The organism is Parabacteroides sp. B2-S-102 (assembly GCF_023656665.1).
In the GTDB taxonomy this organism is placed as follows: domain Bacteria; phylum Bacteroidota; class Bacteroidia; order Bacteroidales; family Tannerellaceae; genus Parabacteroides; species Parabacteroides distasonis.
This window is the reverse complement of the sequence record NZ_JAMOKM010000012.1, coordinates 102,895-125,002: the sequence shown is the minus strand read 5'-3', so window position 1 is coordinate 125,002 and position 22,108 is coordinate 102,895. Positions and strand designations below refer to the sequence as shown.

At 51.7% G+C, this 22,108-nt stretch carries 17 protein-coding genes and 2 pseudogenes; 10 read left to right on the top strand and 9 right to left on the bottom strand.

Going from position 1 to position 22,108, the window contains the following annotated elements:
* The 9 genes from NBH07_RS15270 to NBH07_RS15235 all read right to left on the bottom strand — a co-directional run bounded on the left by NBH07_RS15270 (position 1) and on the right by NBH07_RS15235 (position 12,701).
* Positions 1–2,622, bottom strand: coding sequence for a fimbrillin family protein (locus NBH07_RS15270; protein WP_250833539.1), 2,622 nt, complete (start codon positions 2,620–2,622; stop codon positions 1–3).
* 52 nt (positions 2,623–2,674) lie between these two features.
* Complete coding sequence (locus NBH07_RS15265) at positions 2,675–4,654, bottom strand: fimbrillin family protein (RefSeq protein ID WP_250833538.1); 1,980 nt, start codon at positions 4,652–4,654, stop codon at positions 2,675–2,677.
* A gap of 39 nt (positions 4,655–4,693) precedes the next feature.
* Positions 4,694–5,791 carry a fimbrillin family protein gene (locus NBH07_RS15260; protein WP_250833537.1) on the bottom strand — a complete coding sequence of 366 codons (1,098 nt, stop codon included), beginning with the start codon at positions 5,789–5,791 and terminating at the stop codon, positions 4,694–4,696.
* A 192-nt stretch (positions 5,792–5,983) separates the two neighbouring features.
* Positions 5,984–7,096 (bottom strand): fimbrillin family protein, encoded by a 1,113-nt coding sequence (locus NBH07_RS15255; RefSeq protein WP_250833536.1) that lies wholly within the window; start codon positions 7,094–7,096, stop codon positions 5,984–5,986.
* A 68-nt stretch (positions 7,097–7,164) separates the two neighbouring features.
* Positions 7,165–8,328 carry a fimbrillin family protein gene (locus NBH07_RS15250; protein ID WP_250833535.1) on the bottom strand — a complete coding sequence of 388 codons (1,164 nt, stop codon included), beginning with the start codon at positions 8,326–8,328 and terminating at the stop codon, positions 7,165–7,167.
* 40 nt (positions 8,329–8,368) lie between these two features.
* The gene (locus NBH07_RS15245) at positions 8,369–9,349 is read right to left on the bottom strand and encodes a DUF5119 domain-containing protein (protein WP_250833534.1); all 981 of its coding nucleotides are present in this window, start codon (positions 9,347–9,349) and stop codon (positions 8,369–8,371) included.
* Complete coding sequence (locus NBH07_RS22645; RefSeq protein ID WP_244051137.1) at positions 9,346–10,212, bottom strand: DUF3575 domain-containing protein; 867 nt, start codon at positions 10,210–10,212, stop codon at positions 9,346–9,348. The genes NBH07_RS15245 and NBH07_RS22645 overlap by 4 nt, the downstream gene beginning before the upstream one ends.
* A gap of 537 nt (positions 10,213–10,749) precedes the next feature.
* On the bottom strand, positions 10,750–11,184 hold the full coding sequence (locus NBH07_RS22640) for an RrF2 family transcriptional regulator (protein WP_350469273.1): 435 nt from the start codon (positions 11,182–11,184) through the stop codon (positions 10,750–10,752).
* A 272-nt stretch (positions 11,185–11,456) separates the two neighbouring features.
* Entirely contained in the window at positions 11,457–12,701 is a 1,245-nt protein-coding gene (locus tag NBH07_RS15235) for a tyrosine-type recombinase/integrase (protein WP_128133929.1), read from the bottom strand.
* 1,077 nt (positions 12,702–13,778) lie between these two features.
* Here NBH07_RS15235 and NBH07_RS15230 point away from each other — a divergent pair.
* The 10 genes and pseudogenes from NBH07_RS15230 (at position 13,779) to NBH07_RS15185 (ending at position 22,097) form a co-directional block, all read left to right on the top strand.
* On the top strand, positions 13,779–14,708 hold the full coding sequence (locus NBH07_RS15230; RefSeq protein ID WP_075964287.1) for an amidoligase family protein: 930 nt from the start codon (positions 13,779–13,781) through the stop codon (positions 14,706–14,708).
* A complete protein-coding gene (locus NBH07_RS15225; protein WP_075964286.1) occupies positions 14,705–14,938 on the top strand; it encodes a hypothetical protein in 234 nt (77 codons plus the stop codon). Before NBH07_RS15230 ends, NBH07_RS15225 begins: the two co-directional genes overlap by 4 nt.
* Positions 14,939–15,234: 296 nt before the next feature.
* Positions 15,235–16,023: a ParA family protein gene (locus NBH07_RS15220; protein WP_044130069.1), complete on the top strand. Its 789-nt coding sequence runs from the start codon at positions 15,235–15,237 to the stop codon at positions 16,021–16,023.
* Between the two features lies 1 nt (position 16,024).
* Positions 16,025–16,435 (top strand): hypothetical protein, encoded by a 411-nt coding sequence (locus tag NBH07_RS15215; protein WP_044130067.1) that lies wholly within the window; start codon positions 16,025–16,027, stop codon positions 16,433–16,435.
* Between the two features lie 10 nt (positions 16,436–16,445).
* A complete protein-coding gene (locus NBH07_RS15210; RefSeq protein WP_244155016.1) occupies positions 16,446–16,793 on the top strand; it encodes a DUF3408 domain-containing protein in 348 nt (115 codons plus the stop codon).
* Positions 16,794–16,800: 7 nt separating this feature from the next.
* Positions 16,801–17,457 (top strand): hypothetical protein, encoded by a 657-nt coding sequence (locus NBH07_RS15205; protein ID WP_258885245.1) that lies wholly within the window; start codon positions 16,801–16,803, stop codon positions 17,455–17,457.
* 904 nt (positions 17,458–18,361) lie between these two features.
* A pseudogene (locus NBH07_RS15200) lies at positions 18,362–18,613 on the top strand (DUF4134 domain-containing protein); the annotation flags it as partial.
* A gap of 12 nt (positions 18,614–18,625) precedes the next feature.
* Positions 18,626–18,976 carry a DUF4133 domain-containing protein gene (locus tag NBH07_RS15195; protein WP_075964283.1) on the top strand — a complete coding sequence of 117 codons (351 nt, stop codon included), beginning with the start codon at positions 18,626–18,628 and terminating at the stop codon, positions 18,974–18,976.
* Positions 18,939–21,440 (top strand): annotated as a pseudogene (locus NBH07_RS15190) (TraG family conjugative transposon ATPase). The gene NBH07_RS15195 and the pseudogene NBH07_RS15190 overlap by 38 nt, the downstream one beginning before the upstream one ends.
* Positions 21,441–21,470: 30 nt before the next feature.
* Positions 21,471–22,097 carry a DUF4141 domain-containing protein gene (locus NBH07_RS15185; protein WP_075964281.1) on the top strand — a complete coding sequence of 209 codons (627 nt, stop codon included), beginning with the start codon at positions 21,471–21,473 and terminating at the stop codon, positions 22,095–22,097.
* Positions 22,098–22,108: the final 11 nt, after the last annotated feature.

Here is a 22,108-nt window from a genome sequence, read left to right as displayed (position 1 = left end):
TTACTTATACTTATCGGAATAAGCTCTGTAATTATTATAAATGGTTTCTTGTTCTATGGGTGTATCGTTTGTAGGACGATTTTGGATATACTTGACAGCAAAAGATGTTGCGGTTTCACTTGTAGTAAAGTATCTCACACCCTCACTATCAGTATACCACCTTGCATTTTGTACAGGAACATACATATATTGGCCCGGAGTACTTAATCGACCTTCTATATAGTCTTTGTAAGTATAAGAATTGGTAGTAGAAATGGCTCTTACAGTTGCTTTCACGTTGTATAGTGAACTTCCAGACACATCTTTTACATATACATTATTTTTGCTCATAGCAGCACTCCACCACATATATGCAGGATCGCCACACGTATTTCCTGTACATTGCCATTGGGTCGTTCCGAAGAAAGGATGGTCTTTATGAACATTCCAACAAGTGGTATAAAGGGGAACGATACAATAATTGTACTTGTTTAACGATCCGTATGTAGCATCTCCCAGACGAACTCCAGAAGAAGCATGTGCAATGACAAAATCTTCATTTATCTGTGATTCTCTACCCCAAGTCATCCAATCATGCATTGTCCCGGTGACATTCAGATCTATCCAATCATCATCCACGTTTGCATTCTGTATTTGTAAATGAACGGTACGTTTGCCATTGTTTGTAGCCGTGTTCTCTTGTGTGTCCCACCGTTTCTTCACGTATGATGCCGTACCGCCCGTAGAAGTACAGGTTATGAGTGCATCGTCCCCATACGTAAGAGAACCATCATCCATTACTCCGTCTTGTCCGGCATCCATCACTATACGGGCCTTTATCTGTGCTCCATCCTTGAAGCGTCCGCCTGTCAAGGAGATATTCCACTTCTCCGCCTCACGAGAAATATTTCGTTCGCAATCCTTGAACCCGAAGTCGGCGGTAAAGGCTTTCTGCTCCACGCAGTACATGATGTTTTTGCTCATATCCTCCTTGCATGCAAGCAGCGAGGCAAAGCGATTCTCACTCGGGATGCTTAGCGTCTGCAAGTAGAAGTCACCCTTCGATGCATTATTGTAGATGGCTTGGTATTTCGTATTCTTGTTGTAAGTGGGTGATGGGGTTATAGCCAACCAGTCCGATTCTGTTATATTTTGAACTTCAATAATGTCACCATCGGAGTGTTCATCTTTAAACGGTTGGCTGGTTGTTTCCGGCACGGAATAAACCCAGAACCCGCCATCCTCTTCAAAGATATTTGTTTCACCATCTACACGATTTGCTTCGACATTGGGGCGAGCTATCCAAAGCATTTTATCTTCTTTTCCAGCTTGGAAGTCACCCACACTTTTAGTTATCATCACACTGGAATATAACCAATCTTTTGTTCCATCCCAAGAGACTTTGATAGGGATGTTTGAGCCGGGTGTTATTGTCTTAGGGGTAACGGTCAGACCAGAATTTTCAGCAGAAAGGATCATTCGCGTGTCATTTGGGTCAGACGAGCTGAAAGTTATATAGAAAGCTACCTGATCTTTCATCTCATCCGTCTTATCCACGTAGGCTATAAACTTCTCGTTCGATACACCCAAGTAAACAAAGTTATGCGAGATTTTATAAATATAGGTCTTCCCTTTTTCCCACGTCCCAGTGAGGGCTGCGCCCACAGTGAACTCGGTGTTGTCGGTATTCATAAACGTCACCTCCACCTTTGCACCGTCCAAGGCCTGCGGCACCAAGAAGAAAGTCTCGTCTTCCCGAGTAACAGGCGAACCTTCTGTGCCTTCCACTGCGTTATAACCCCAACTGACGGTGAAATCTTTCTTATCGGACTTTACTTCCGCCCAAGTGGAAGAGGCAATATCATACGTGCCTTCATACTGCAAGTTGTACAGTTTGACGGACTTTACCACACAGTTGGGGAGGTCGCTTCCTGCCACGAATTTCACGGCCGATAAGGCATGATCGAATGTCAATGGAATGGCTTCCTGTTCTGCCTGGTTGGTAGCGACAGCCGTCATCACGTCCATCTGCTTCTTCACGTCTTCGGGAGCGGTGTAATGGAGCTTTGGAGTACCGTTCTCGTCCGCACCCGATACGGTCAAGCCCTCCGCGTTGGCGGTGTGCGGATACCAGGCATAGAAGTTCAGGGACTTGACGCCCGGCCAGTAGAATTTCTCTTCGGGATACCAATAGGTAGTACCGTTCTCAGGGCTTCCTTTCGTTGTCGGCACATTATACATGAAGTCGGGCGTACCCTTAATATCCGTATAGGCCGATACGGCGAAAGTCTCCATGATTCTGTCTTTCGTCTTGTTGTCTTCGGTCACCTGTGTACCGCGTGTCATCATCCGGTTGTCACCGGGAAATCCGTCCGTCACTTCTGCGGTAAGGTAGACGGTCTTTCCGTTCACCTTGCCTTCCATCTCAACGGGTTCCAGCTCGTACGTACTCTCCCCTAAATCGGAAGCCGCACGAGTGCCGGCTGTCGGTTTCCATGCGTTCGTGCCCCCCATACTTACGGCGAAGCTCAAACGCTGGTCTCCCTTTCCTGGGTGAGTGCCGTTCTCCATCTCGTTGGTACAGGCGGAGAATACCGCCAGCGCGATGAGCGAAAGGCTCATTAGTTTATTCCTGTAGTTCATATCTTGTCTTTTTTATTGTTCAAACTGTTATTGATCTTGCCTTGCCTGTTTCTCAATTTGAGACCTTTTCAATGGAGTAGTAGCCGAACTTGTTATTCTTGATGGTGTGGTAACCGGGATAGCGGAAAGTAGAACTACTATAGTCATACGCTTGGTCATATCCCCAGTTACCCATGGCAGAGCTTTGCCAAACAGGCAAATCCATACCCATGTCGTCTACGTGAGTCTTCACATTATAGTTGTCTTTGGTCACCGTCCATGTGCTACCTATTGGATAGTAAGTTCCACCCCAAGTCATGAAGTTCTTTTCATCGAAAGTTGAACCGCCATAGTTCTCCAAGGTGATTCTGGAAAGGTTCACCAAGATGGTCGAACCGTCGGCTTTGGCTCTGCGGATACCGAAGTAAGTGAAGACGGCCGAATCGCCATCATAAGAAGTTCCTCCAGTTCTTGTCGCTACCAGTTCGCGACTATATGTCACATCGGCACCTACCACCTTGGCTATAGCCGTGGCAAAGTCGGCATTATCGGGCAAGGTGGGCGTATCGGTGGTCATCAAGTCGTGGCAACTCATAGACCCTTGGGACAGTTTGTACCAGATGTCACTTCCTGTCGGATATTCCACCATCAGACTGGAAGTCAGCGTCACCTCTTTCTCTACCGTCTTTCCCGGTTTGGAAGGGAACGTAAACGTGAGCTTCACCTTGCCCTTGCGCGTCTCAGTGTCGGTCGGTTGGATGGTTTCAAGGGTGAGTTTCGCGTTTTCATTATCGAAACTGTCCGACTGCACTCCGCTGGTGCTACCTTTCAGCGTCGGCTTGCACAAGGCCGGTGCGGCGCTGCCGGCGATGCCGTTCGGGTCGCTCAGTGTACACTCCCAGTCACAGTTGCTCTTCACATAAATCACGGCGTCGGCACCCGAAGCCACGAAGACATCCTTGTTCAATTCCAACTCGACATTCTGGTCGAGCGAGATATTATATGTAACCGTTGTTGTCAGATTCCAAACTGACGAACCATAAGCATTGGCAAGATCCTTCAGTTTGGCACCGATGGTCTGCTCCACGCCATTCATCTCCAACGTCACTTCCAAACGGGCTTCGCTGTCATCTCCAAATGTCTGCGGCATCATGAAGAAAGTCTCGCCCTTTCCCGTGAGTTCGGTCTCGGTATTCTCGGCTACCTCCTTTCCATTGGGAAAGTCCAAGGTGAAGTCTCTGGTGTCAGCATCCGGATCCCAAGGTAATATACCGCTGCCATGTGCTTGCCAGTTATGATAGCCTTTGTATTTCACTCCTTTCAGGGAGATGGACTTGACGGTGCAGGCAGGGATGTTGTTGCTCGTCTTGAACTTCACCGCCGTGAGCATATGTCTGAAAAAAATCGGCACGCTTGATGTCTCGCTCACTTCATAGCTGTTGGCCATCATAAAGTCCTCTTGGTCGGCTACCTGTTCGGGTATCTCGTAGAACAGCTTTGTATCCTTGACATTGTTGTCTTTCGGGATGGTCAGGTTCTTCGAGTTGTAAGGATACCAAGCGAAAAAAGTCAGTTTCTTGCCGGTAGGCCAGTAATACGGCGTTCCGGTAGTCCATGTGGAAGAGGCGTTGTCTTTCGCCACCTTCACGTTGTACATCACATCCAACGTCTCGGGTTCAAAAACGTTAGCATCTAAAATAGCAGCCGACACGCTAAATTCATCCACCTGTGCGACCCCCGTCACCTGCGTACCTCGTGTCAAGGGTTGGTCGTCACCCGGGAGACCGTCAGAGACTTCGGCAGTGAGGTAGACGTTTTTTCCGTCCAGCTTGCCCTGCATCTCCACGGAATTGGTCTCGTATGATCCGGCGGCATCCGGAAGGCTGCCGTCCGCCCGTGTCCGGGCATCGGGGGATTCCGTGCCCACGGCAAAGGTGATGCGGTGGTCGTCCGTGCCCGAGTCACGTCCTCCGTTCTCCACATCGTCCGTACAGGCGGAGAACGCCGCCAATAGGATGAGCGACAAGCCCATCAGTTTGTTCTTGTAGTTCATATCTGTCATTCGTTTTTTATTCGTAATTCGTTTTCTGTCTTACAGATTCACGTCCTGATGGCGAATCACCCAGTTATTCACCGTAACCGTGAAGCGGATGGGCTGTCCCAGCACCGGTTCACCGGGATCGGGGCTGTCCGGGGGCATTACCCCTGCACCGTTACTCAAGTCGAGCGTGTAGACAAACTTGTCGCCCGGCTGCCAGAGGTTCTTCTTGCTCTCCGCGTGGCCTCCGATGGACACTGCCGCCCAGCCGTATTCACCCTCGGCGGAGGGATAGACCTGTCTACCCGCTTCAGTGGTTATCTTCAACAGCAGGGCGATATAGGAACCGTTCTTTTTGTTTTCCTTGTCGTCTTTCGTGTCCCATGCCGTAAGTTGTTGCGGAAGGAGCATCGCCGTGCCACTGTCGTCCATCAGTCCTTTCGCGTCAGACGTGAGGCGTATCGGATCTGTCAGCTCTGCGGTGGTATAGGAGGCGTAGCTTCCGTCCTTCAGTGTCCAGCTGCCGTTGGCATTTGTTTCCGAAGGGAACGTGTAGTCGCCCGTGGAATGGACGGAACCGATGCGTACCGCCTTCACGTCGTAGCGGTAGGTCGCATTGGTGTTCTTGGCACGTACCTCTACCTGCGTGAGCACGTGGCGCAACTCTATCTCCGTCTTGGCGGCATTGTTCCTATCGCCCGAGGCATAACCTGCCAGCAGGTCTTTTTGTCCGGTGATGTCCGCTACCGGACTGAAGCCGGTCACTTTCAGCTCACCGGGCTTTTCGCCCTCGTAGGTGCCACCCCAAGCAGAGGCTTCGGGACAGACCGCCACGAAGCGCAACTCGCTGCCGTCCTCCGGCCAATACTTCACGGGGTCAGACGTCCAGTCGTTCTCCGTGCCGTCCTCGTGCGTGAACAGCAGGTCCCGAAATCCGTATTTCTCCTCGTTGTCAGTCGTGGCGAACGCCGACACGCTGAAGCCGGCGGCTTTCAGCCCGGCAAGGTCGGCAGGGAGGGCACGGGTGCTCATGCCCACTACCGTGCGGAAGTGGATGTCCGTCCCGGAGGCTACCTGCACCGTGTCGTCGTTGGAACACGAGACAAGGAGCAACGCCGCTGCCGCCAATACATGAATCGCTTTATTTGCCATAGTTATTCTTTATTTTAGATTGTCTTTTCTGTGTGACCGGAAAAGGAGCCGCCCCGTATGTGGGCGGCCTTGCATTCAACCTCGTCCGGCCTGATGGGCGCACTCCCTACCTTGGCTGTACTGTGCTATCCAGCGGACAGCCACCGGGCGGAAGTGCGGTTTGGATTGATTCTTGATTATACGGATATCGGATTACATATTGATACCGTTATCCTTGGGATTCCAAGGAGTAACCGTAACGGTGAACTTGATTGGATCGCCAAAGATCTTGTCTCCCTTGTCCGGGTCTTTTCCGCCCGGTTGCGGTTTAACGTCTGGTCCGGGGGTTACAGGGTCAACACGTCCGGCACCGTTGGTGAAGTCCAAAGTATAGACATACTTGTTGCCCTTTTCCCAAGTGAATGAAGCAGGAACGGCAACCCAACCGTAAGCATCATCACCTTCAGCAGGGAAAACATTTTCAGTACCTTTCTTGATTTTCAACAGTACAGAGATGTATGTACCTTTGTTGGTATTTATCTTGTCGTCTTCAACGTTCCAAGCCGTGGTAGCTCCTTGCGGGATCAGCATGAGATTGTCACTGTAGTTAGTGCCGTTATCCGGCTTTTGTTCCATAATGCTCTGGGCAGTACCATTCAAAGTTACCGGAGTGGCATACTTCACTTCATAAATCTGGTCGTTTGCAGCGTTGTTGCTCCACGTACCATTTACGACATTGAAGTTGGCCTCTCCGTCAACATTTGAGATACGGATACCTTTCACCTGGTATGTGTAGACCGTATTGTCGCTCTTTGCAGAGATTTGGATCTGGGAAAGGGCGTGTCCCAATGTCAATGCGACACCGTTCGTTTCATTGGCAGCCTTGGTTCCGGTCACGCCTGTAACGTATACCATGTCTTTTTGGTCAGCTACTGTACCTGCAATCTTCACACCAGCCACGCTGATGGTATTCTTGTCTGTAATGGTTTTCGTTCCTGTCCAGTTGTCAGAGAAAGCGGTGAAACTCAACATTTCATTTTCATCTTTTGGCCAGAATTTTGAAACGGCAGAATTAAATACACCACCATCCTTTACATAATCAACTTCAGTATCAAAACCGTCGTACTTGTTGTTGTTCTTATCCCAAAAGGCTGTAACCTTGAGGGCACTCAGGTTGGCTGTTGTCACTTCAGAGGCACGTGTGTTTAGTCCTGTTACGGCACGAAAACTGATGCCTTTCTGCTGTGCCACTTCCACAGTCTCGTCGTTTGAACATGATGCCAGCGTCAAAGCAGCCGCTGCGCACAAATAAATCATTTTGTTCATAATTGAAAAAAATTAAAATTAAAATTAAAAAATATTTGATTGATAACCTTTTGTATAATTTTTCAGATTCATTGCAGGGGAGCATCTTTCGTCTCGTCCCTCCAACCGTCCACCGTGACATCGAACTTTTCCGAGTCTTTCAGGTCCACGTTCTTGTCATCAGTGCCCCACTCGCTGACCGTCACACCGAAGCGTATCAGACCGCCCAAGACGGGTTGCGCCTTGGCAGGGTCTTTGCTTGCATCCCAGTCAGTTCCCGGATCCATGGGGTCAACTTTTCCGGCACCATTGGTGAAGTCGAGCGTATAAACATACTTCTTGCCCTTTTCCCATTCAAATGATACTGGTACGGCAGCCCAAGCATAACCGCCAACCTTATCGGGATAAACAGTCGCTCCTAACTTCATCTGGATATTTACCAAAACGGATATGTAAGAACCTACGACGGCATTTTGATCTGCCGGATTTAAAGATAATGGTATCTCAAAACCACCTCCGGATTGCTTTCCGTCCCAAGCCTTCACTATATAAGGCAACGCAATGGCATTGCCTGCTTTTCCCATAATGGATTGGGCAGTTTCCGTTAAATCTATCGGTGTATCATAAGTGGTCTCATAGCACTTGAATGCCCCATTATCATACCATTTTTCATTTTTGAAATCAAAATCACCTCCTCCCAACGCGCTGTATATGCGGATACCTTTCACCTTGTAGGCATAGTTTTTATTTTCATTTTTGGCACTGATTTGGATTTGAGCAAGCGCATGCTTCATTTCTAATGGTACGCCCACTTTTCCGTTGGCGGCTTTCGTTCCCGTCACGTTGCTGACATAGGTCATGTCTTCCTGCTTGGCAATATCATCGTTAATGGTGACATTTCTCATCCATTGCTCCGTAGAACTGGTGAAATCACGGGTACCGCTCCAGTTGCCAGAAAGCACCGTGAAAGTCAATTCACCGGTTTCTGGCCAATAATAAGGTTTGGCAGAGTTAAAGAACCCTGTACCGTCCTTTTGGTATATGATATTGTCAAGGTACAGGTTTGTTCCTTGATAAGCCGTCACGCAGAGGGTATTCAAATTACTAACGTCAGCCACCACGCCACGGGTATTCGTACCCATCATGCTGCGAAAGCTGATAGCATTCTCCTGCGCTTGTTCCACGACCTCGTCGTTGGAGCATGAAGCCAGCATCATCGCAGCAGCCGCACATATATAAATAGATTTGTTCATATACTTGTATTTTTACTTTTCTGTTCCACTTGTTCTCTGCTTAGCTCATCGGCAAGCTGATGTGAACTTCCTCCCAGTCCTTTACGGTAGGCTGCAAGCCTCCGCCGCCGGTGATGGGTTTCGGAAGCGGCAGTTTGTCGATCACGATGACGATGTGCGTCGGATCCTGTGCCGGATCATGCAGCTGGCCGGTCACGTCCGCCTCGAAGTAGTAGGTGTTGCCGTCTGACATCAGCGCGTAGATCATCAGCTTGTGCTCTCCGGCTTCCTTCGGGCAGTGTCCGAAGAAGCTCAAATCGCCCGTCAGCATAGTCTTGTCCTCGTTGGCGCATACCTCGAACGGGATGGTCACCTTCTCAGTTGTCAGCTCGTCAATTCCTGCCAGCCAGCCGCCAGCCATGCCCGTCAGCGATGCGCTAAGGGCACTTACGTGACGCAGGTTCTCCACGTTCCTGACCTCCACCGAGCAGGTGTTCACCCGTGGCTTCGGGGTCAGGACGATCCGCCTCACGCCGCTCGCCGGGCTGATGTCCAATCTCTCGGCATGGTCGCTCCACAGGGCTTCGGGTTCCATTACGTTGCGTTCCTCTTCTGCTCCGCGTGCCTTCGGTGCCGTTTCCGACCTCGTGGCCAGTGTCCCACGCAGTGAGCGGGTGTTCCCCGTTGTCACTTGAAATGTCTCCATACGTTCCTTGTCAACTATGCGGTGCGTCTCCTTGTCGCTGTTTACGCAAAGGGCATCGTACATACCCTCCGGAACGACGATGGTACCGCCCTCGCGCTTGGTGAACTCGTAACGCATCGGCTCGGAACCGTCCTCCGGATAGAGGTAAAGGCTCATCGTGGCAGGGTGGGCGTCGGGAGCTTCCGTCCAGTCGAACACCACCTCCACGCTCGCCGAGTGCGGATGGTCGTAACACAGATCCTTGTGCTCACAGGCCGTGAATAAAGGCAGCAGCATTACCGCCAGACATCCTGCGATTGCCTTGCGCAATTCCTTGTATATCCGTATATGTGTCATTTCGTTCCTCCTTTCTTGCTATTCTGATTGCCGTTTCCCAGCAACCAAATAAGTGAGATTTCAGCCCGGGTCGGGCCGAACCAGTGGCGCTGTTTTGTCTCTTTGTACACGTAGCAATCGTCCTCCGGCTCATATACCTTGTACTTGCCGCCACCGTAGCCGATACAGAGACCGAAGTCTATGTTCAGACGCTTGGCGACAGGCAGCGAATAACCGTATTCCAACCCGAAACCGTAACTGAAGTTGCTCAGATATCCTTTGCCGCCCGTCTCGAAGTCGAAGGTCAAACCTTGGGCGTACACGCCGAGGTGGTGTCCCTGTAATGGCTTTTCGGCTGCCTTCCGTCCGAAGTACTTGCGGATGTCAAGCTCGCCGCCGTAGATACGCCAGTAGCGGTGACGGGTGTCGTTCTTCCACCAGGCGTACATCCAGTTCCCACTGATACTCCACCCCTGGCCGAGGTAGAACTCCAATCCCACGTTCGGAACGAGGGCCACGTCGTAGAGCAGGTTCGTCTTTACCGCCATGAAGAACGGTTTCTTTTCCGTTTCTTCCTTGTCCGCGTTGTCCTGCGGAATCGTATCGTCCTCCTTATTATAAAGTGTGGCTGTCGTATCGATCTCCTTCTCGGTGGTGTCCGCCGTGTCATCGGGGTTCATTACGTTGTCGGATGCCGGTTTCAATTCGGCCTGTGCCGGCTCGGGGTCCATCACCCGCTTGATTCGTTCCACCTCGCATACTACCAACGCTCCGCTGCGTAAGCTATCAAAGAGGTTCTCCTTCATGTATTGCCATGCGCGTCCGCCGGCAAGGTTCATTAGCTGACGTTTGCGACCGTCCACCACCTTGCCCTCGCGTACCACCCACTCGGGTGTGTCACGGATGATGGCGATTGCCTTGTCGCGCCAAGGGGCATCGGTACGTCCAAGCTTTTCAGCCAATTCGCTCCAGCCCTCTCCTTGCGGCTGGAGTGTGAAGATGCTGTCGGGCAGAGAGAGGTTGTCTTTTAAATAATCCCGCAAATTCTCGCCACGTTTCCGGGCGAGTTCCTTGTTGTACTTCGTGTTACCGTCGGGAGAGGCGGACGCCTGAATGAGGATACGCCTGAGCACTACAGCAGGGTCGGCTCCCAGAGAACGGATGCTGTCGCCCAGTGCCGCAAGGTGCCGGTCGTTGTCCATGTAGGGAAGCTCCAGCCGTGCGTTTGCCGTGCGGTAGTAGATCGTGGTGCGGAGGCTGTCCGACACGATACCCGCTTGCGCCTTTCCGGCGAGCAGTGCCGCCAGCAGCAGGGACGGAATGATTTTTTTTCTCATATCGTATTTTTTAATTTATTAATTCTCATGTGTCATCGCCCGGTATTTTTCGGCTGATTTATTATCTTATTGGTTTGCAGGGTTTTACCCCCCCACCGAAAATTCTTCCGTGGCGGCGTGGTCTTCGAGCGAAACGCTTGACAGCCGCGACCGAAGCTCGTCGAGCATATCCCGGAACACTCCGCAAACCCGACAGCTGTCTGTCTCGCACGAGCACTGGACGCAGGGGAGAACCGTGCGACAGCAGTCCATGCGGAAGTTGCCTTCCAACGCACGCACCACCTCCAACATCGTCACCTCCTCCGGTGCACGGCTGAGCATGAAGCCCGGTCTTGTTCCTCCGCATTGTGAGCGCAGGATGCCTGCCATCACCAACCGTCGCAACGCCGGCGAGAGGGCACGCACGTTCATGTGGTAACGCGCCGCTATCTCGGGGGCATTGAGCCAAACATTGTTGTGCCAGCCCCATACAAGGTAACGGCAGGCGATTAGCCCGTATCGTGTGGGGTTACTCAGCATGACCCGCCCCTTTCCTTCGTCATTTGTTTCATTTTATCGTCTCCTTATGTTTTCTTGCCTATTTGCCGTACATTTGCGAATAGTACGGCAAATACAACGGTTCACTGTATTTGGATGGGAAAAAGAAACAGGATTTGCTTTCCTGTCTATTTTTTTTCGCTTTTCCATACATCTTGGTGGCACTTTAATGAGCGTCCCTTTCTTAGCAAGAAAGAGACATTACGGGAAATAAACTTATATAATTCTGTGATACAGGCGGTTGAAAATGTGTTTCACATCGCATGGAAAGAATAGAGGGCGGAAAGGCAGGAAGAAATATCAGGTGAAACAGAGAAAAAAGCGGAAGAAAATTTGCTGCAAATGTATGAAATATATACCTTTGCAGCGAAAAATATTACGGTGTTCACGTGACACGAAACGAATGTCTCTTTCTTGCTAAGAAAGGGACATTTTTCGTTTTCGGGAGTTTGGGAAACATGGGGATGTGTGTTCCCGTTTTCCATCGGTTGCGATACAGGGGATTCGGATTTTCGATGGCAACCGGACGGGATGTCCCTTTCCTTTCTTTTATGTTTGGGCTTCCGTAGCATACGGTCGTACATGCCGTCCACAGCAGTATCAACCTTCCGGCTACTGATACGGGAAAGGTAGATCTGCGTGGTACGTATCGAGGTGTGCCCCATGCACTGGCTGATCAGTTCCACAGGCTGGCTGTCTTCCAACATCAATGTTGCCCACGTGTGGCGCAGCACGTAGGTTGTAAGAGGTACGGAGAGTCCCACTTTCCGCCCTATCATACGGGCTGTACGATTGATTCGCCGCAAAGCGGATTCTTCCGGCAGCTCCTTTCCGGGACATCCTTTCCTTGCCTCGTGCAGGAAAGGGAAAACGAAAGGCGAATCTTCCCGATGGTACCGTTTCATGATTTCTTCCAGTTCCGGCACTACCTCCACATCAATGGGCACGCCTGTCTTGCTGCGCAGGTAACGGATGTGCCGGTCCGTCACCATCCGGTGGGTCAACCCGTACACATCCTTGAATACCATTCCACGGGCGTAGAAGATGAACAATAACACATCCAACGCCTCACGCTGGTTCTCCGGCAGTGTCTGCCGCAAGCTGGGCGAGAGCAGACGCTGTACTTCTTCTTTCCGGAGCGCACGTTTGGCAGGAAAGCTGCCGCCGGTGTGATGTCCGCTGAAAGGTTTCCCGTCCGTGCCCTCGGAAGAAAGTGCCAGCGCATGGCCGTACACAGCCCGGAACGTGCGAAGATAAAAGTCTACGGTCTGAGGCTTGTCGCCATGGTGGCTTTCCAGCCATGTGGTGAATCTGTCCGTCCAACCTCTTGTGATGTCTTCTACCGTCAGATGTTCCCATCCATCACCCACAAATTCCTTTACCTTATTTATACTACTATGGTAGTTCTCTAATGTTTGCATGCTACGTTGTCCTTTCAACGCATCCAGTGTCCGCTCCAACAATGGAGAAAGCAACCTTTTCTTTTTCCTATCCATCATTATTCCTTGTTTTTAGTTTACTACTGTATTATAATGGTAAAGAAGGAAAAGGATTTTGGATAATTGGGATATTTAACATTTAACAGTATGGACATGCTGATAGCCGCATCCATGATTTTACACTCATGTGATGCAATTGGGAGGAGGCAAGTCATTTAAAGGAAATTAACGGTTTCCTATCAGGATAGTAAAATCACGATCCTGACAGCAAAAGAACAAACTAATATATTTATTTGAATAACCCGTAATGACAAATCAAGCGACTTCGGAGCTTAGGAAGCGGACGGTTTAGCGGCTTAATTGCCGTTAAACCGTCCGGTTTTCGTTTAACGAAAACACAACTTGCTGTCCGCAGGAGCGGACCACGTTTTGAATATCACGCTATATCCTGATAATGCTATAAAGCCTTTTGTCAGGGGCAAAACACATATGTTTTTTGCCAGTTTTTCCGTATTTTCGGTCTTTTGAAGACAAATACTTCATATCGGCTATATGGTTATTTGCGATAGTACTATAACCATATAGCCATATAAGAAAGAACCGGAGGTGAAATATCATTGATTGGCAGTATAATTCACCTATTTTTGGGAAATGTCTTCCCCATAGTCTTTAATTCGCTATATCACTATCGGCGTAGCTTCGCCTATCCCAATATCACGTCCTATGTGGCTCGCCATATCATGATATATTACAATCCGGCTAACCCGTTATACCGCTATCAGCATAACCCGGTCTATCCATATTCCGATATCATGTCCTATGCGACTCGTCATATCATGATATATCACTATTCGGTTAACCCGTTATACCGCTATCAGCATAGCCCCATCTATTCCTATTCCGATATCACGCCCTATGCGGCTTATCATATCATGATATACTCCTATCCGGCTGTTACGATATATTGTCGCCTTTTGTCATCCTGAACTTGCGGCTGATAAGATTCAGAAACCTCAAATAAGGACTTTTAGCCTAAGATAAAGTAAGCTAATAGCATGATAATAAGGCTCTTATAATTACGACTTCTCCTATAAAAGCATTACCTTAGTAGTGTAATAATAAAGGAGTTAACAAGTTATGAACGAGCAAATTAGAAGCATTTTAGCACAAGAGACAACGAAGACAAGCAAGATCCAGCAGCTATTTCTTCTGGGGGTTCCCCGTGCGGAAATCGCGAGGATGGTGACCAACGGCAATTACGGTTTTGTAGTGAACGCCCTGCGCCGGATGAGGGAACGTGAGGAGGGTCTGAATATCCATCCGGCGACAGCCGCACTGGATTACACTTTCAACCGCAAGTTTGGTATTGAGATCGAGGCTTACAACTGCTCCCGTGAACGGCTTGCACGCGAGCTCAGGGAGGCCGGTATCGAGGTTACGGTGGAAAGCTACAACCATACCACCCGTCCGCATTGGAAACTCGTGACGGACAGCAGTATAAGCGGTAACAACACCTTCGAGCTGGTCAGTCCGATCCTGGTCGGCGAAGCCGGCCTGCGGGAACTGGAGAAGATCTGCTGGGTGCTCGACCTGTGTGACGTGAAGGTGAACGAGAGCTGCGGGCTTCACGTACATATCGATGCCGCCGGTTTCAGCATGGAAACCTGGCGTAACCTGGCCTTGAGCTACAAGCACCTGGAACCGGTCATCGACAGGTTCATGCCGGCATCCCGCAGGGACAACTATTATTGCCGTGGATTGGGCCATGTCTCTGACGGGATGATACGTTCCGCCCGGACGGTGGACGAGCTGAAAGGAAGGATCGGCGACCGTTACCATAAGGTGAACCTCGAGGCCTACTCACGGCATAAGACGGTCGAGTTCCGCCAGCATTCGGGAACGACCAACTTCACAAAAATACGTAACTGGGTGCTGTTTCTCCACAAATTGGTTACCTTTGCCACAAGGGGACAGGTACCCGCAGCCACCGCACTTCAGGACATCCCCTTCCTTGACAGTGAACAGAAACTATATTATAAATTAAGAACGAAAAAACTATCGGCATGAACAAGCATATGTATATTTTGGCGGATGGCGGCAGGATTGTCGCCTCCGACCCTTCCGAGTTTGTACGTATCCTGCGTGAGGGCAGCTGGTTTGACAGCGAGTGCACCGACGAGGAGTACATGGTAAATTTCTCCGGGCGGTACAGGGAACTGCACGGGGTGACGGTGAGGACCGACACGCCAGAGCATTTCATGGACGACCTGAAAAAGTACGGTTACATCACGGGTTGAGAAGCCCGCTCCTTTATTATTGCGATCCCCGTCGGCCTTGAAGTGTGCCGGCGGGGATTTTTCTTTTTTCACGGTACCGGATGTCCGCCGTATCCTGTTTTCCCCAAGGGAGGCTGGCTCCACGACTCCCTTCGGGAAAGCCTTTTTTCTTTTCACCGCCCCTTCCGCCATGACAAAAACTGACTATCCATGACAATACATGACAGGGTATTTGAGGTCATTCCGCTTGTTATTTCCTTTGTGGCATGAAACGGCAGGAATCCCCTGCAAGTATAAACCATCAGAATAAAAAGACAATGGAAAAAGAACCTTTATTTATCGCATTCGCCAGCCAGAAAGGAGGAGTGGGCAAGACCGCCTTCACCGTACTCACGGCCGGTATCCTGCATTACCAGCGGGGATACAATGTAGCCGTGGTGGACTGCGATGCCCCCCAGCACAGCATCACCCAGATGAGAAGCCGTGACATGGAACGTATCGGGGAGAACGATTCCCTGAAAGTGGCCCTTTACCGCCAACATGAACAGCTCCGGAAACTTGCTTATCCGATTATAGAGAGCGATCCGGAAAATGCGGTGGCTGACTTCAACCGCTACCGGGAAGAACGTGGCATGGAGTTTGACATCGTGCTGTTCGACCTTCCCGGCACGCTCCGCAGTATAGGCGTAATTCAGACCGTGGCCTCCATGCACCACATTTTCATTCCTTTAAAGGCGGACAATATCGTGATGCAGAGTTCCTTACAGTTCGCCGCCGTAGTCGAAGAAGAACTGGTTGCCCGCCGGAATTGTGATTTGAGAGGAATCCACCTGTTTTGGAACATGATCGACAAACGTGAGCGCAAAGAAACCTATGAATCATGGAACAAGGTCATGCGGGCCTCGAAGCTGCACCTGCTGGAAACATGCATCCCGGACACCAAGCGTTATAACAAGGAGCTGAGTGCCCTGCAAGGGAGTGTCTTCCGTTCTACCTTGCTGCCGGCCGACAACCGCCAGATAAAAGGATCAGGGCTTGTAGAGCTTGTAGACGAGATATGCGGTATCACCGGGCTGGGCAAGTATTCACCCTCACCAGACGCATAGTATGGAAAGTTCCGGAAGAAAAAAGATCAATCCCCGGCAGATTGACGAGAAGGCTATCCTGGAGAAGGTGGCTGCCTTGGGTGCGCAAGGGATATACAGCTCCAGCTCGTCCAAAGCAATGCCGGTCCGTAAGGAAGATGACATCCCTCTTCCGGAAGCCGGGGGAATATCTGAGGAACAGGACATCGGGGAATATATCAATTCCCACCTGAATGATTTCTCTTCCCCCGGACGTAATCCCCTGCATATCGATAAGGAAGCATACAGGCTCCTTTCCGACCTGGTCTGGATCGTCCGTCGCAAGGACTTTACAATAGCGGGAGTTGCCAGCCGGATCATCATAGACCATTTCAAGGAAAAAGCCGGCCTGATTGAGAAGATAAAGGAATTCTATAAAAAGCAATTATATTAAAATAATGGATATGAAAATGAAAGAAAACATCAGATCCACAAGGGAAAAAACTGGAAATGCAAATGCGGTTTCCTGCACCGTAACAATGAAACCGGTCCGTAAAGAGCATCCCGAAGAGATGGCGGAAGAAAGTCTGACGCGGCTCATTGAATCCTACCGACGCGCTTCCTATCCGTCAGAGACCACTATCCTGGATATCGACGAGGTAGTTTATGAACGTATGACCGGGCTTGTGCAGGCAATCGGACGCGAGGATGTCACGACAGGCAGCTTTGTCAGCCGGGTGATATTCGAGCACCTGGAAAGACATGCCGACTTGATCCGGAAGATAGAGGAACAGGATCCGAAACGACAATAACAACGGTATGGAGTACGCATTCATTCTTCTGTTCCTGTATGCTTCCTACCTAAGCATAGAGAAGTATGTCCACACGGGCAGCATCCTTAAATGGAGGGGAAACCGGCGTTCTGCCTCCAGTTTCCCGATAAAGGAAAAACCGGCGGAAGCACAGGAAGAAGCGTCTAAGGAAGCTGTCATCGGCAGGAGCCGGTACCGGTTATGGCAATCCCCGCCTATGGACGAGGAATACGCGATGAGCGAAAAGCGGACGGATACGGACACGAAAGAGAAAATGGTACCTGTGCCCGAATTTCCCAATCCTTTCGGAAGACCGGAGGACGGGGAAGTGCCGGAACGCTACGAGATCACCGGTTATGTGGAACGCCCCGATCCGCATCGCGCCAGAGGCGTGACCTTTGACGACATGGACCTGCTCTCCAGGTTCATGACCACGGACCGCCTTTCAGAACAGGAACAATCCCATGCCCGCCAGACATTGGAACGGCTGGAGGGGACCAACGTGGAACGACTTCTGCAGACCGGCATCCTAGGCAGCGACGAGACATTGAAACGGTACATAAGACTGTACGTGGACAGTGGCAGGGAGCCGCCCCTGCTAGCGGGAAAGGACAGGGAAAGCATAATCAGGGATTTCGATATCATGGATTTCATACCCCGATAACCAATAATATAATGTATGGAGAAGTATCATGATTCAAGCTGATCCGCTTTGCGGACATTTTCCCAAGAAAACAAAAGCCGCCGGGCGGCACGGTCCAATTTTAAAGAAGGAGGTAACGATGACCGGATATTACGATTCGGGATGATCCGGCGGACATCCCGTCCTGAAGAGAGCAACACGAGTAGCAAACAATTAAAGAAGGAGGCAACGATGTACAGTTATCATGATTCCGGCTGATGCCGACAGTAAACATACGGTTACAAGAACGGTCCGCGGATATCCGGATCCGCAGCCCGTTAAAAGAAAAATTTGACATAATAGAATACAGGCATGAAAGAATATCATGACTCGGGATGATCCTTACGGACATCCCGTCCCGAAGAGAGAGCGATACGAGTAGCAAACAATTAAAGAAGGAGGTAACGATGTACGGTTATCATGATTCCAGCTGATGCCGGCAGTAAACATGCGGTTACAAGAACGGTCCGCGGGCATCCGGGTCCGCAGACCGTAAAAAAGGAAATCCGACATAATATATAGGTATGAAAGTGTATCATGACTCGGGATGATCCTTGCGAACATCCCGTCCCGAAGAGAGAGCGACACGAGTAGCAAACAATTAACACAAGGAGGTAACGATGTACGGTTATTATGATTCCGGTTGATGCCGGCAGTAAACATGTGGTTGCAAGGACAAGCCGCGGGCCGGATGCCCGCGGCCTGTCAAAAAAGAAAGTCTGACAAACATTTATTATAAATTGGTATAAGAACAATGAGACATTCAAGAACCCATTCATTTTTACGATTCTCCCCTATGGGCAAAGTGACGGACGTATTGGTATCCCTTATCGGGCGCATACCGGCCAGAACAGCCTTCCTGCTGGCATGACTGGCCACATGAGCAGCCCCCGCGTTCGCCGCCGGTGACGGGTCCGCCGGGCTGGTACAGGCCACGCAGATGGTGAACAGCTATTTTGACCCCGCCGTGAAACTGATTTATGCGGCCGGCGCGCTCTGCGGGCTGATCGGGGCCATCCGCGTGTATTCCAAGTTCTCGTCGGGCGATCCGGATACGGGCAAGACCGCCGGAAGCTGGTTCGGGGCCTGCGTGTTCCTGATCGTGGCGGCCACGGTGCTGAGGTCGTTCTTCCTGTAACCCCCATGCCATATGGAATACAAGCTGAACAAGGGCGTCGGGCAGGACGTGGAGTTCTGCGGCCTGAAGGCGCAGTACCTCTACCTCTTTGCCGGCGGCCTGCTCGCCGTCTTCCTCGTGTTCGTCATCCTCTACATGGCGGGCGTGAACCGCTGGTTCTGCATCGCTCTCTGCGTCGTATCGGCCACGGGAATCACCCTGGGCGTGTTCCGCCTGAACAGGAAATACGGCCCCCACGGGCTGATGAAGCTGGCGGCGGCAGGTTACCGTCCCTACTACATCATCAACAGAAAACGTATCACCTCACTTTTTAAACGAAGAAAATATGCGAAACATACTCAAAGCGTCCACCCTGGAAAGTAAGTTTCCCCTTCTCGCCGTCGAGGACGGGTGCATCCTCTCCAAGGACGCGGACGTGACCGTCGGCTTCAAGGTCCGCCTGCCGGAGATCTTCACCCTCACCTCCGACGATTACGAGGCCATGCACGGCGCATGAGGGAAGGCCATTAGGGTATTGCCCTGCCATACCATCGTCCACCGTCAGGACTGGTTCCTTGAGGAGGGCTACAGGGCACGCACCGACAGGGAGGAGCTGGGATTCCTTGACCGCAGCTTCGAGCTCCATTTCAACGAGCGGCCCTTCCTGAACCACTTCTCGTACCTGTTCATCACCCGTACCACGAAGGGGCGCATGCGGCAGCAGAGCAACTTCTCCGTCCTCTGCAGGGGGCATATCCTCCCCAGGGAGGTCCGCGACAAGGACGGCGTCCTCCGCTTCCTGGAAGCCGTGGAGCAGTTCGAGCGCATCATCCGCGACTCCGGGCTGGTCCGTCTGGAACGGCTCACGACGGAGGAGATCACCGGAAAGGGAAAGGAGGCCGGCCTGGTGGAGAAATACTTCTCCCTCTCGCAGGAGGACACCACCACGCTGGAGGACATCCGGCTCGGGGGCGCGGAAATGCGCGTCGGCGACAAACGGCTCTCGGTGCATACGCTTTCCGACGCGGATGACTTGCCCGCCGCGGTGCGGACGGACGGGCGGTTCGAGAAGTATTCCACCGACCGCAGCGACTGCCGCCTCTCCTTTGCCGCCCCCGTGGGGCTGATGCTGCCCCATAACCATATCTGCAACCTGTACGTGTTCATAGATGATCCGGCAGAGACCCTCCGGAATTTTGAGAAAGCGGCCAGGAATATGCGCTCCCTCTCGCGCTACAGCCGCGCCAACGAGATCAACCGGCAGTGGACGGAGGAGTACCTGAACGAGGCGCATTCCTTCGGGCTGGTCCCCGTGCGTTGCCATTGCAACGTCATGGCCTGGTCGGAGGACAGGGAGAGGCTGAGGAACATCCGGAACGACACCGGCTCGGCCCTGGCACAGATGGGCTGCAAGCCCCGGCACAATACCGTGGACGCGCCGACCCTTTACTGGGCGGGTATCCCCGGCGGGGAGGGCGATTTTCCCGCCGAGGAGTCTTTCCATACGTTCATCGAACAGGCGGCCTGCCTCTTCATCGGGGAGACGAACTACGCCTCCTCCCTCTCGCCCTTCGGCATCAAGATGGCGGACCGGCTCAGTGGCAGGCCCATCCATCTGGATATCTCGGACGAACCGATGAGACGGGGCATCACGACAAACCGCAACAAATTTATTCTGGGGCCTTCGGGCAGCGGCAAGTCCTTCTTTACCAACCATCTCGTGCGCAACTATTACGAGCAGGGTGCACACATCCTGCTGGTGGATACGGGAAACAGCTACAAGGGGCTGTGCCGGCTCATCCATGAGCGCACCCGCGGGGAGGACGGGATCTACATAACATATGAGGAGGACCGCCCGATCACCTTCAATCCCTTCTACAGCGAGGACCGGCAGTTTGACGTGGAAAAGAGGGAGAGCATCAAGACGCTGATCCTGACGCTTTGGAAGCGGGAGGACGAGGTGCCGAAACGCTCCGAGGAGGTCGCCCTCTCCGGCGCAGTGAACGCCTATATCCGCAGGATTACGGACAACCCGGAACTCCGGCCGGACTTCAACGGGTTCTACGAGTTTGTCCGTGACGACTACCGCCGGATGATGGAGAAAAAGAGGGTGCGCGAGAAGGACTTCGACATCGACGGGTTCCTGAACGTGCTGGAGCCGTTCTACAAGGGAGGGGACTATGACTTCCTCCTGAACTCGGACAAGGAGATCGACCTGACCCACAAGCGGTTCATCGTCTTCGAGCTGGACAACATATCATCGAACAAGGTGCTGCTTCCGGTGGTGACGCTCATCATCATGGAGACGTTCATTTCCAAGATGCGCCGCCTGAAAGGCATCCGGAAGATGATACTGATCGAAGAATGTTGGAAAGCCCTGATGTCGGCCAATATGAGTGCCTATGTCTTGTACCTTTTCAAGACGGTCAGGAAGTATTTCGGTGAGGCGGTGGTGGTGACGCAGGAGGTGGACGACATCATCTCGTCCCCGATCGTGAAGGAGGCCATCATCAACAACTCGGACTGTAAGATCCTGCTGGACCAGAGGAAGTACCTTAACAAGTTCGAACGGATACAGACCCTTTTGGGGCTGACCGACAAGGAATGCTCGCAGATCCTCTCCATCAACCGTGCCAACGACCCCTCACGCCGGTACAAGGAGGTATGAATAGGACTGGGAGGCGTGCAGTCGGCTGTCTATGCCACGGAGACCTCCACGGCCGAGTACCTTACCTACACGACGGAGGAGGGCGAGAAGCTGGAAGTGGAACGGATGGCGGCAAAGACCGGCAGCATGGAACAGGCCATACGGGTACTGGCCGCCGAAAAGAACAGCGGCAGGAGATAATCTTTGTAAAACATTTAAAAGAACGATTCAATGAGACGAAAAATTTTCAGCGCATTGTGCGCCTTTTTACTTACCGTACCGGCCATGCACGCGCAATGGGTGGTGACCGACCCGGGCAATCTGGCGCAGGGCATCGTGAACAGCGTCAACGAGATGGTGGAGACCTCCGAGACGGCGCAGAACGCCATGTCCACCTTCAAGGAGGCCTCGAAGATCTATGAGCAAAGCCGGAAATACTACGACATGCTCAAGAGCGTGAACTCGCTGGTGAGCGGGAGCCTGAAGGTCAAGGAGTCCGTGCTGATGCTCTCGGAAATCTCGGAGAGCTATGTGACGAACTACGGGAAGATGCTCACCGACGGGAACTACACGCAGCGGGAGCTGGAGGCCATCGCCTTCGGCTACAACAACATCATGAAGAAAAGCAGCGCGTCCGTGGCCGGGCTGAAGGACATCATCAACCCCACCGGCATGTCCATGACCGACAAGGAACGGCTGGACCTCATAGAAAGGGTGTACCGCGAGATGAGACATTACAGGACGCTGGTGAACTACTATACCCGAAAGAACCTGCGCGTCTCCTACCTGCGGGCCAGGGAGAAGGGCGAGACCGAGCAGGTCCTGAAACTTTACGGGGAGAACGAACGCTATTGGTAAACCTTTAAAAA

Bases quoted from the DNA above. Each gene is read 5' to 3' on its own strand.
- NBH07_RS15210 (WP_244155016.1), top strand. From the start codon at position 16,446: ATGAAAATGAAAGAAAACATCAGATCCACAAGGGAAAAAACTGGAAAT.
- NBH07_RS15195 (WP_075964283.1), top strand. From the start codon at position 18,626: ATGGAATACAAGCTGAACAAGGGCGTCGGGCAGGACGTGGAGTTCTGC.
- NBH07_RS15205 (WP_258885245.1), top strand. From the start codon at position 16,801: ATGGAGTACGCATTCATTCTTCTGTTCCTGTATGCTTCCTACCTAAGC.
- NBH07_RS15220 (WP_044130069.1), top strand. From the start codon at position 15,235: ATGGAAAAAGAACCTTTATTTATCGCATTCGCCAGCCAGAAAGGAGGA.
- NBH07_RS15235 (WP_128133929.1), bottom strand. From the start codon at position 12,701: ATGATGGATAGGAAAAAGAAAAGGTTGCTTTCTCCATTGTTGGAGCGG.
- NBH07_RS15265 (WP_250833538.1), bottom strand. From the start codon at position 4,654: ATGAACTACAAGAACAAACTGATGGGCTTGTCGCTCATCCTATTGGCG.
- NBH07_RS15225 (WP_075964286.1), top strand. From the start codon at position 14,705: ATGAACAAGCATATGTATATTTTGGCGGATGGCGGCAGGATTGTCGCC.
- NBH07_RS15255 (WP_250833536.1), bottom strand. From the start codon at position 7,096: ATGAACAAAATGATTTATTTGTGCGCAGCGGCTGCTTTGACGCTGGCA.
- NBH07_RS15245 (WP_250833534.1), bottom strand. From the start codon at position 9,349: ATGACACATATACGGATATACAAGGAATTGCGCAAGGCAATCGCAGGA.
- NBH07_RS15250 (WP_250833535.1), bottom strand. From the start codon at position 8,328: ATGAACAAATCTATTTATATATGTGCGGCTGCTGCGATGATGCTGGCT.
- NBH07_RS15230 (WP_075964287.1), top strand. From the start codon at position 13,779: ATGAACGAGCAAATTAGAAGCATTTTAGCACAAGAGACAACGAAGACA.
- NBH07_RS15260 (WP_250833537.1), bottom strand. From the start codon at position 5,791: ATGGCAAATAAAGCGATTCATGTATTGGCGGCAGCGGCGTTGCTCCTT.
- NBH07_RS22640 (WP_350469273.1), bottom strand. From the start codon at position 11,184: ATGCTGAGTAACCCCACACGATACGGGCTAATCGCCTGCCGTTACCTT.
- NBH07_RS15270 (WP_250833539.1), bottom strand. From the start codon at position 2,622: ATGAACTACAGGAATAAACTAATGAGCCTTTCGCTCATCGCGCTGGCG.
- NBH07_RS15215 (WP_044130067.1), top strand. From the start codon at position 16,025: ATGGAAAGTTCCGGAAGAAAAAAGATCAATCCCCGGCAGATTGACGAG.
- NBH07_RS15185 (WP_075964281.1), top strand. From the start codon at position 21,471: ATGAGACGAAAAATTTTCAGCGCATTGTGCGCCTTTTTACTTACCGTA.